The following is an 8,324-nucleotide window of genomic DNA, read 5'->3' as shown; positions in this document are numbered from 1 at the left end:
CGGTCAAGCAGATTGGTCGGCGTCTCAAGATTTCCGGCGCTCAGTGGGAACGTCAGAACGTTCCACAAGTCCTCAAGCAACGCTGTGCTTATCTCAATGGAGACTTTTACGCCTGACACTTGCAAAACTGGGATGCACCCAGTGACAGGTGGCAGTACCAACCATAACGATATTGCAGGAAATCTCTATGCTCATGTAAAATTTGCCTTACGACAGCAACCCTACAAAATTTTCATTGGAGACGTGCGACTTTGGATTTCATCCAGTCAGCTATTTACTTATCCCGATGTGATGTTAATTGCTGGAGAACCGATGTTTTATGCAGACCGAACCGATACAGTGACCAATCCTCAGGTAATTGTAGAAGTGCTGTCTAAAAGTACTCGCAATTACGACCAAGGGGATAAGTTTGATGCTTACCGTACTATCCCTGAATTTCGAGAATATGTGTTAGTCGATCGGTATCAGATTTATGTCAAGCAGTTTGTTAAAACAGGAGAGGGATATTGGTTACTCAAGGAATATCGAGAGGCACAGCAGACATTGGCTTTTGAATCGGTCGATTTTGCGATTCGCTTGGATGAGATTTATGAAGGCGTAAATATACAGGATGCATAGAGGTAAATGATGCAATACGAACGTTCAGCAACTCAAGACTCTTGGCTTCAGCAAGCAATGTTTGCGAAAGATAAGCGCAAAAATTTAGACAAGTGGCAAAAATGTTATGAGACGATCGATCGATATATAAACTTCAATCAATTTGAATTTACTCCTGATTTTTCGACGCTCGATCGATTACCGTTACCACAATTGAGTTTCTTGTTGCGGGTTCCGTTCAAACTGAAAAAGCCTTATCTCAGCAAGGACGATCGCCCCTTCCACCTCCTCGATAATCCAGTACGAAAAGATAAGGTATTTCAAACCCCTATGGTTGCTCCTTCAAGCTGGAAAGGGGCGTTACGAGCAGCATTATGGCAACTCGAATATAAAGAAGAGAACGAGCAGATCGTTCGGCTTTTTGGGAATGCTCGCGATAACGAGCAAGGACAAGCTGGTTATCTCTACTTTTATCCAACTTTTTTCGATAAGATGGGTTTGGAAGTCATTAACCCACACGATCGCAAAAAAGGTACGGGAAAAAATCCCATTTTGCTGGAGTCAGTCCCGATCGGTACAACAGGCGACTTTGTTATTCTATACGTGCCTTTTGGTAAAATTAAGGAAATCCAAGTTGCTCGGGATTTAGAACTCGTGGTAAGAGGAGTAGAGGCGATGCTCGCGGTTTATGGCTTTGGAGCGAAAACCAGTAGTGGTTTTGGTGTTGTCGAAGATCGACTCAACGAACAAGGTATTTTAGCGATTCAAGCTGATATCCCAGAGTTAAAGCAACCGGAACCAGCAGTAAAACCACCAGAACCGGATTTACCTCGCTATCTGATTGCACCTGGACAAATCGATCCAGAATTTCTAAACCCTGATGGGAGTTTTAAGTCTAAAGAACAATATTTACAAGGAAAGTCTGCTAAAAAAGCTGGACAACTTTATGATAAGGCAAGAAAATGGTGGGATAGCGAACAGCGTAAATTGACAGAAACGGCGATCGTAGAAATAAACCCTGAACCTGAACCCTCCCAAAAACCAAACATGACTGAAGTTTCTTTTGAGAAACTCAGTGAGTTGGAGAGTTGCGCTCAGCAAATAGGCGATCGCCTATCTAATGGAGGTCAAGTATGACTAATTCTTTCTGGCGACCAAGCCATGACCAACGCCGTACAATTCTTTTAATGGAGGCTCTTGGATTAATTCATGACTTGGGTAAAATGAGCGATCGCCTTTTGCAAAGTCAAGATCCTAAACTGGGAGTAGAGTACGGACACAATTTGTTATCCGACCCACGCAGTATCGATATTTATGCTCATTTCCAAAACATAGATAGCGATCCCAGTGCAGAGTTTGTTACGCAAATCTTAGCTACAGCCAACAATCAATTTTGTGCGTTTGGTGAAAGAACTGATATAAATAATCTGCTTAAAAGAATTGAATTTGCATGGATTGGCGAACAGTATAGCTTTGCTGAATTAATGCCGCTTTTAACTAAAACCAAGTTATCAGTAGATGGAAATGCTGACTGGAATAAGATCTTGGGTAAGTCCATGCAACCCGGACTTCTCATCGGCTATCTTCATGGCATAGCCCACATAGATAAAGAAGGAGATCCTGAGCAGCATAAACAACCCTATAGGAGTGTATTTCGTGCTACACCATTTGGTTATGAAGATCAAATAGGCACAGAAGGAGTTGAAGAGTTGACACAAATCCTTCATGACTTACCTTTAGAGAATATTAAGGAAATTGCCTCCCCTAACCGCTCAAAATGGCTAAATCAAATGATGGCTTTGATGAAACGGGGTTTGGCTGATAATCGAAGACCTCATAACGAAATTTCACTTTGGGATTGGGGCTATTCTGTAGCTACATTAGCTAAAGCTGCAACTAACTATATCTTTAAAAATCGTTGGCCTTCAAATCTGAGAAATTTACCCTTTCGCACATTAAGAGTTAATCTAGATATCTTAGAAAGTTATAAAAAAAGCAACAATATTGGTGACTTGTTAGGTGTGAAGCAAGTGATTGATAATTCTTTTAGAGAAGTGCAAAAGTGTCTTGAAGAGACTTTTGCGTTAGGCAATCAACTTTATCAAGATGAAACAGGTGCTTATTATTTACTACCTGATATTTTTAATGCTAGTGAACAAACAGAGTTACAACAAGAAATTCAATTTCTGTTCCCATCTGATTTGAAACCAAAAGTACATTTCAGTGATTCATTTACAGCAGATAATTTACACCATGTCAAAGCTGGAAATGAGCATTCAAGTTCAGAAATTGAAAACCATGTAGATAAGCTGGTCGCTGAACCACGTCTAGAAGCATTAAAAGAAAAGCAAACTACGGCTAATAACATTTACTTATTTAATACAGAGTGAAAAAATAATCGCCCAACAAACTCCGAAATTTGTACAGCTTGTGGAGTTTATCCTATTGGTTATCCACGCCAAGATTCATGCCTTAAAGTAGAAAGATATCTATCTAATTGGGCAAAGGAAAGAAAAGCAAAAGAGCGAAAAATTTGCCGTATTTGCTTAAACCGTCGAGGTCGTCGTTCTCAAGAATGGGTTCAAGATATTAAACAGCAAAATCCACAGAATACAATCTGGACAGATGAAGTAGCTGATGATAATGGTCGTTTAACTCTGCTTGTTGGGAAACTCGGCTTAGAAGGTTGGCTTGACGGTACATTGGTTTCTACCATCAAAGTAGCTGGAGATGTTGTTAAGAGTCCTTCACCTGCTCGGTTATATCGAATGGCTGAAACAGCCCGCTCTTTTTGGCAAAACACAGATGAGTTGATACTTAATACTGTTGGTCTGCGTTCGTTTCGCTTAGAGCTATCTCCAGATATTGGTGATTTCTCCGATTTAGGAGATTACCATGTCTACGATCTAGATGTTGATGGTGTTGTGTTAAGCGTGGTTTGGGATAAACCTAACCAAAGATTTTTAACAACAGATAATTTGAACTACTGTGCTACTGAATTAGCAATCAGTGAGGTCGATCTGATTAAAAAATTGCAAGGAAAAACATTGCAGCTTTCAGACCCATCTAGCTTTTTGCAGGCTAGTCGTTCAAAAATGAAAGTTAATATTCAAAACGTTAGGCAAATTAATGGCTACTATCCTACTATTCCTATAGTATCTGAACCTACTATTTACTTAGTGTTAGTTCCGGGTGATAAAGCTTTAGAGATCGCACATAAATTAAAGACAGAGTATGAGCAGCAAATGGGGCGGGTACGCGATCGACTGCCTTTAGATATAGGGCTAGTTTTTTTCAGGCGTCGTACCCCTATTCGTTCTGTATTAGAAGCTGGTCGGGCAATGCTAAATATGTCAGGTCAGCTTGATATGGATAGCGGCAAAAGTTGGGAAGGTTGGAGATTAATAGAAAAAGATAAATCCGCCAACTCTTGCCAATTACAATTTGACAACGGGATTACTTGGAACATACCAGTTGTCGCTGGTGATGTAAGTAAGCAAGATGAATGGTATCCTCGACTTTACCAAGGTAACTCTTGGAGTCCAAAGGGTAAACGGAAGCTAAAATATATTTGCGAGCTAAATCCTCGTTCTCCTCAAATGCCAAAAGATAGAGGACAACGAGTATGGGTTAGACCAAGCCATTTTGACTTTGAATATCTCGACACTTCCGCTCGTCGCTTCGAGATTTACTACGACGAAAAAACAGGTCGTCGTTCTCGCCCAACTCGCCCCTTTTACCTTGAAGATTTAGACCGTATTGAAACGCTTTGGAATATTTTCAAAAATCTTGAAAAATCTCAACGCCATCAAGTTATTCACACCATCGAAGCCACCCGCGAACTCTGGTTCGGACAGCGGGAACCAGAAGTCTGGGAACAATCTTGGGAAGATCCCATATTTAAGCGGTTCGTTGCTGACACGCTAGCCAATGCGACATGGACTAAAAAGTACAAAAAATGGACTGATATTTCTCCAGAAAATCGCCAGCAACTGGTTAACGCGGGAGTGCGAGGCGAACTGGCAGATTTAGCAGAACTCTATATGGAAATTTTGAAAGATTCGGAAGGAAAATAAAGATGGCAATTTATCAGCGACAATGTTATTTATTTATGACCCTCGACCCCGTGCATATTGGGACGGGAGGTTATCGCTTGGGACGAGTTGATAACAGTATTGTGCGCGAACCGGGGACGAAAATTCCGAAGATTCCCGGTACGAGTTTGCATGGTGCGGCGAGAGCTTATGCGGCTCAGTTGTATGGAACGCCGGAAGCCGCTGGACAAAGCCACGATGCAATTGAAAAACTCGATGAAAATCCGGTTTGCTATATCTTTGGGTATCTTGAAAAGTCTAAAGATGGGGACAAAAATAACCAAGGTAAAGCTTATTCTGGTGTTGTGAATATTTTTGATGCCCATATTTTGCTGTTTCCGGTGCATTCGATGGCTGGGCCAGTGTGGGTTACTACAGTGGAGCGGCTGGAAGATGCGGGGTTTACTATCAGTGGCGATTTTCCTAGTGATTGGGAAATGGGACAAGTTGTACTGGATTGGCAACGGACTGACCCGTTAAATTTGGGTTGGTTAATGTTGGGGATTGCTGGCCAAGTTAGTATAACTCCTCCTTCAGAATGGCAAAATGAGAAGAGATATGAGGCGATTTGTGGGAAGATTGCGATCGCCCAAAATTCCCTCTTCAGCCAAATTGTCAACAGCAATTTAGAAGTGCGAACATCAGTAGCGATTGAGCCAGAAACAGGTGCAGCCAGTGAAGGCGCGTTGTTCACCTACGAAGCGATTCCTCGTGCTACATTTTTGACTGCTGATGTAGTTTTAGATGATTATCGAAAAGCGTTTCCTTCTACAACCTTGGATACTACAGGTGATTCTTGGAATAATGCGTTTAATGTCGTGAACTCCGGCTTTAAGCTGATTGAATGGTTGGGTGTGGGTGGTATGGGAACACGGGGTTTTGGACGAATGGCAATGGTGGGAAAGCCATTAGAAAAAGTATTCGGTAAGGAGTTAATTAATGAGTAATACAGTCATGAATCTCGATCGCATCGCTGCAGAACGCGCCCAAGCTATTATTGATAATACCATTGATAATACCAAAGGTCGGAAAGCTGGTGATGTGGAAAACACGGTTACAAAAGCTTTGGGCGTGTTGCAAGAAGATGGCGTTTATGCTTGTTTTCTGTATCTACTGGCTAGAGAAAAAGTAAATGGTCAAGCCGTTGTTTTAGAAATGTTGAATCTTTTAGAGGGTCTTAGTTTTGGCTGGAATAAACCCAAGAACAATGGAAATGACGATCTGAGTCCTGATGCTGTACTCAAACATATTGCCGATCGTGTAACTCAGAATTTAGAGCGTCTTTTTCTGGCTAAAGAAACTCTAGAACAAATGTTAATTTATGCTCGTTATGGTGCGAAAGCTCGTCACGTGGAGGAGGAAAAAAAAGCTGGGGAGCAAACAGAAGATAAGCAGGAGGATAACTCGTGACTTGGAAAGCTTATCGAGTGGTTTTTAAACTCAAATCTCCTTTGCATATTGGATGTGGCAGTGTGGGGAACGTGCAGCGAACTCGCGCTTATGTGACGGGGCGCGTTTTTTGGGGCGCATTGACGATGCGGTTGACTCGTGATGCTACAGATGAGCCTGCTACAAGATCTCAACAGTATGATATTTACAGTAAAAAAGTTCATAACGATCTAGCTTTTACTTATTTTTATCCGGCAATTCAAGATAATGTAAATTATCAGATTCAGCGCCCTTGGGAAAAGGAAAGTTGGTTTCGTCGCCGTTTTTTGAGTAGTTATGCGAGTACTGCGTTGGTGTATCCTCAACAGGCTGCTGATGAAGGGTTTCTACACGAGGTTGAGTTTGTTTCACCGCGCACGTTGGATGATGATAAACAGGTTTTTCTGGTGGGTTACGTGTTTGGAAAAGAAAATTGCGAACTGAAATGGAAAGAGGCTTGTCACCGCTTACAGATAGGAGGTGAGCGGGGTTATGGTTGGGGAGATATAAGGTTAGAAGAGATATCCATCGTAGAAGATTGTGACAACAAGCTTCAATTGTTTAATGGCTATTCTTGGAAAGATCGAGATGGATCGATTGTGATTCGCGTTCCAGAGGAGGGAAAGCTTTTGGCTCATACAAGAGCGACGGAAAACGTATCGGTTCGGGGAGAGATTGAGCCGCTGACGGGGCGGGAATGGCGCTCGAATAATAAGGATCGTGATGGAAATTCAAAAAATCACTACGTCGGTCAACACGTTGAATTTTCAGGACTTTGCTGGACTCCGGGGAGTGTGGTAGAGAGATCGAGCGTTTTTAAAATTGGCGAATTTGGAATTTGGTATAACGAGAGCGATGGGTGACGAGGGCGATCGCGATTCGAGCTAAGGTAAAAAGAAGTCCCGATGCGACTGGCCGCAATTTTCGAGTCATGGCGATTCTCTCTTCTCACCAACCCTCTCCCAAACCGGAACCCCAAGGAAACGACCTGCTGTCCCCGGAGGAAACGCTAGAGGAACAGGCCGTCGTCCAACCGGACGAAAAACTGCGCCCGCAACGATTGGCGGACTACATCGGACAGCGGGAGTTAAAAGAAGTTCTCGAAATTGCCATTCAAGCCACGCAATCTCGCGGTGAAGCTCTCGACCATTTATTACTCTACGGACCGCCGGGATTGGGGAAAACCACGATGGCGACGATTTTAGCGTCGGAGATGGGAGTCGGGTACAAAATGACCACCGCACCCTCGTTAGAACGTCCTCGAGATATCGTGGGATTGTTGGTGAGTTTGAAGCCGGGAGACGTACTGTTTATCGATGAAATCCACCGCCTCAGCCGCATGACGGAAGAGTTGCTGTATCCGGCGATGGAAGATTTTCGCGTCGATATTACCATCGGAAAAGGGAAATCTGCCCGAACTCGTAGTTTGGAGTTGCAGCCGTTTACTTTAGTGGGGGCGACGACACGGGTGGGGGCGTTGACTTCGCCGTTGCGCGATCGCTTCGGGTTAGTGCAGCGGTTGCGGTTTTACGAACCGGAGGAATTGACGCTCATCGTGGAACGGACGGCGAAACTGTTGGATACGCCGCTGACGGGAGATGGGGCGACGGAAATCGCACGGCGATCGCGCGGAACGCCTCGGGTGGCGAATCGGTTGCTGAAGCGGGTTCGGGATTACGCCCAAGTGAAAGCCGAAGGAACGGTGACGGCAGAGGTGGCGCGATCGGCCTTAGAGTTGTTTAACGTCGATCCGATGGGTCTCGATTGGACCGATCGCCGCTTGCTGACAGTGGCGATCGAACAGTTTGGCGGTGGTCCGGTGGGTTTGGAAACCATCGCCGCTACGACGGGGGAAGATCCCCAAACGATTGAGGAAGTCTACGAACCGTATTTGATGCAAATTGGCTATTTGGCCCGAACGCCTCGCGGCCGCGTCGCCACTCCCGCAGCTTGGAAACATCTGGGTTACGACCCCCCCGAGCGTCAAATGTCTTTGTTCTAGACGTGTTGGCTCTTCCGAGCTGGGTATGTCGGGTAAATTGTAGCCTGCATCTAGAAAGGGATGTAACTCACATTCCGCACTTCAACTTGTAGTACGCCAAGTAGCACGAGAAGGGGATGAAATTAGTCGGGAGTTGGTTAGGGATTAAGACCGAGAAAAAAGAAAAATTCGGGTAAAAATGACATCTTAGAGAAAAATCGGTT

8 protein-coding genes and 1 pseudogene are annotated in these 8,324 nt (G+C 43.9%); all 9 read left to right on the top strand.

The features are described from left to right. Window positions 1–116: pseudogene (locus POG22_RS17385) on the top strand (ISKra4 family transposase); the annotation flags it as partial. After that, window positions 97–618 (top strand): Uma2 family endonuclease, encoded by a 522-nt coding sequence (locus tag POG22_RS17380; RefSeq protein WP_498906623.1) that lies wholly within the window; start codon window positions 97–99, stop codon window positions 616–618. The pseudogene POG22_RS17385 and the gene POG22_RS17380, both read left to right, overlap by 20 nt. 6 nt (window positions 619–624) lie before the next feature. Continuing rightward, window positions 625–1,734 (top strand): RAMP superfamily CRISPR-associated protein, encoded by a 1,110-nt coding sequence (locus POG22_RS17375; protein WP_150128375.1) that lies wholly within the window; start codon window positions 625–627, stop codon window positions 1,732–1,734. Beyond that, window positions 1,731–2,987 (top strand): hypothetical protein, encoded by a 1,257-nt coding sequence (locus tag POG22_RS17370; RefSeq protein WP_498906622.1) that lies wholly within the window; start codon window positions 1,731–1,733, stop codon window positions 2,985–2,987. Before POG22_RS17375 ends, POG22_RS17370 begins: the two co-directional genes overlap by 4 nt. A gap of 378 nt (window positions 2,988–3,365) precedes the next feature. After that, on the top strand, window positions 3,366–4,673 hold the full coding sequence (locus POG22_RS17365; RefSeq protein ID WP_498906621.1) for a hypothetical protein: 1,308 nt from the start codon (window positions 3,366–3,368) through the stop codon (window positions 4,671–4,673). Between the two features lie 2 nt (window positions 4,674–4,675). Continuing rightward, a complete protein-coding gene (cmr4, locus tag POG22_RS17360; protein ID WP_498906620.1) occupies window positions 4,676–5,638 on the top strand; it encodes a type III-B CRISPR module RAMP protein Cmr4 in 963 nt (320 codons plus the stop codon). Further along, complete coding sequence (locus POG22_RS17355) at window positions 5,631–6,101, top strand: hypothetical protein (protein WP_498906619.1); 471 nt, start codon at window positions 5,631–5,633, stop codon at window positions 6,099–6,101. Before cmr4 ends, POG22_RS17355 begins: the two co-directional genes overlap by 8 nt. Further along, window positions 6,098–6,982 (top strand): hypothetical protein, encoded by an 885-nt coding sequence (locus POG22_RS17350; RefSeq protein ID WP_498906618.1) that lies wholly within the window; start codon window positions 6,098–6,100, stop codon window positions 6,980–6,982. Before POG22_RS17355 ends, POG22_RS17350 begins: the two co-directional genes overlap by 4 nt. A gap of 68 nt (window positions 6,983–7,050) precedes the next feature. Then, window positions 7,051–8,121: a Holliday junction branch migration DNA helicase RuvB gene (ruvB, locus tag POG22_RS17345; RefSeq protein ID WP_063716271.1), complete on the top strand. Its 1,071-nt coding sequence runs from the start codon at window positions 7,051–7,053 to the stop codon at window positions 8,119–8,121. Window positions 8,122–8,324: the final 203 nt, after the last annotated feature.

This window comes from Geitlerinema sp. CS-897, assembly GCF_028368005.1.
Taxonomy (GTDB): domain Bacteria; phylum Cyanobacteriota; class Cyanobacteriia; order Cyanobacteriales; family Geitlerinemataceae; genus Baaleninema; species Baaleninema simplex.
Note: the sequence above shows the minus strand (reverse complement) of the source record. Positions and strands in the feature narration are given on the sequence as shown.

Bases quoted from the DNA above. Each gene is read 5' to 3' on its own strand.
- POG22_RS17355 (WP_498906619.1), top strand. From the start codon at position 5,631: ATGAGTAATACAGTCATGAATCTCGATCGCATCGCTGCAGAACGCGCC.
- ruvB (WP_063716271.1), top strand. From the start codon at position 7,051: ATGGCGATTCTCTCTTCTCACCAACCCTCTCCCAAACCGGAACCCCAA.
- POG22_RS17375 (WP_150128375.1), top strand. From the start codon at position 625: ATGATGCAATACGAACGTTCAGCAACTCAAGACTCTTGGCTTCAGCAA.
- POG22_RS17370 (WP_498906622.1), top strand. From the start codon at position 1,731: ATGACTAATTCTTTCTGGCGACCAAGCCATGACCAACGCCGTACAATT.
- POG22_RS17365 (WP_498906621.1), top strand. From the start codon at position 3,366: ATGGCTGAAACAGCCCGCTCTTTTTGGCAAAACACAGATGAGTTGATA.
- cmr4 (WP_498906620.1), top strand. From the start codon at position 4,676: ATGGCAATTTATCAGCGACAATGTTATTTATTTATGACCCTCGACCCC.
- POG22_RS17380 (WP_498906623.1), top strand. From the start codon at position 97: ATGGAGACTTTTACGCCTGACACTTGCAAAACTGGGATGCACCCAGTG.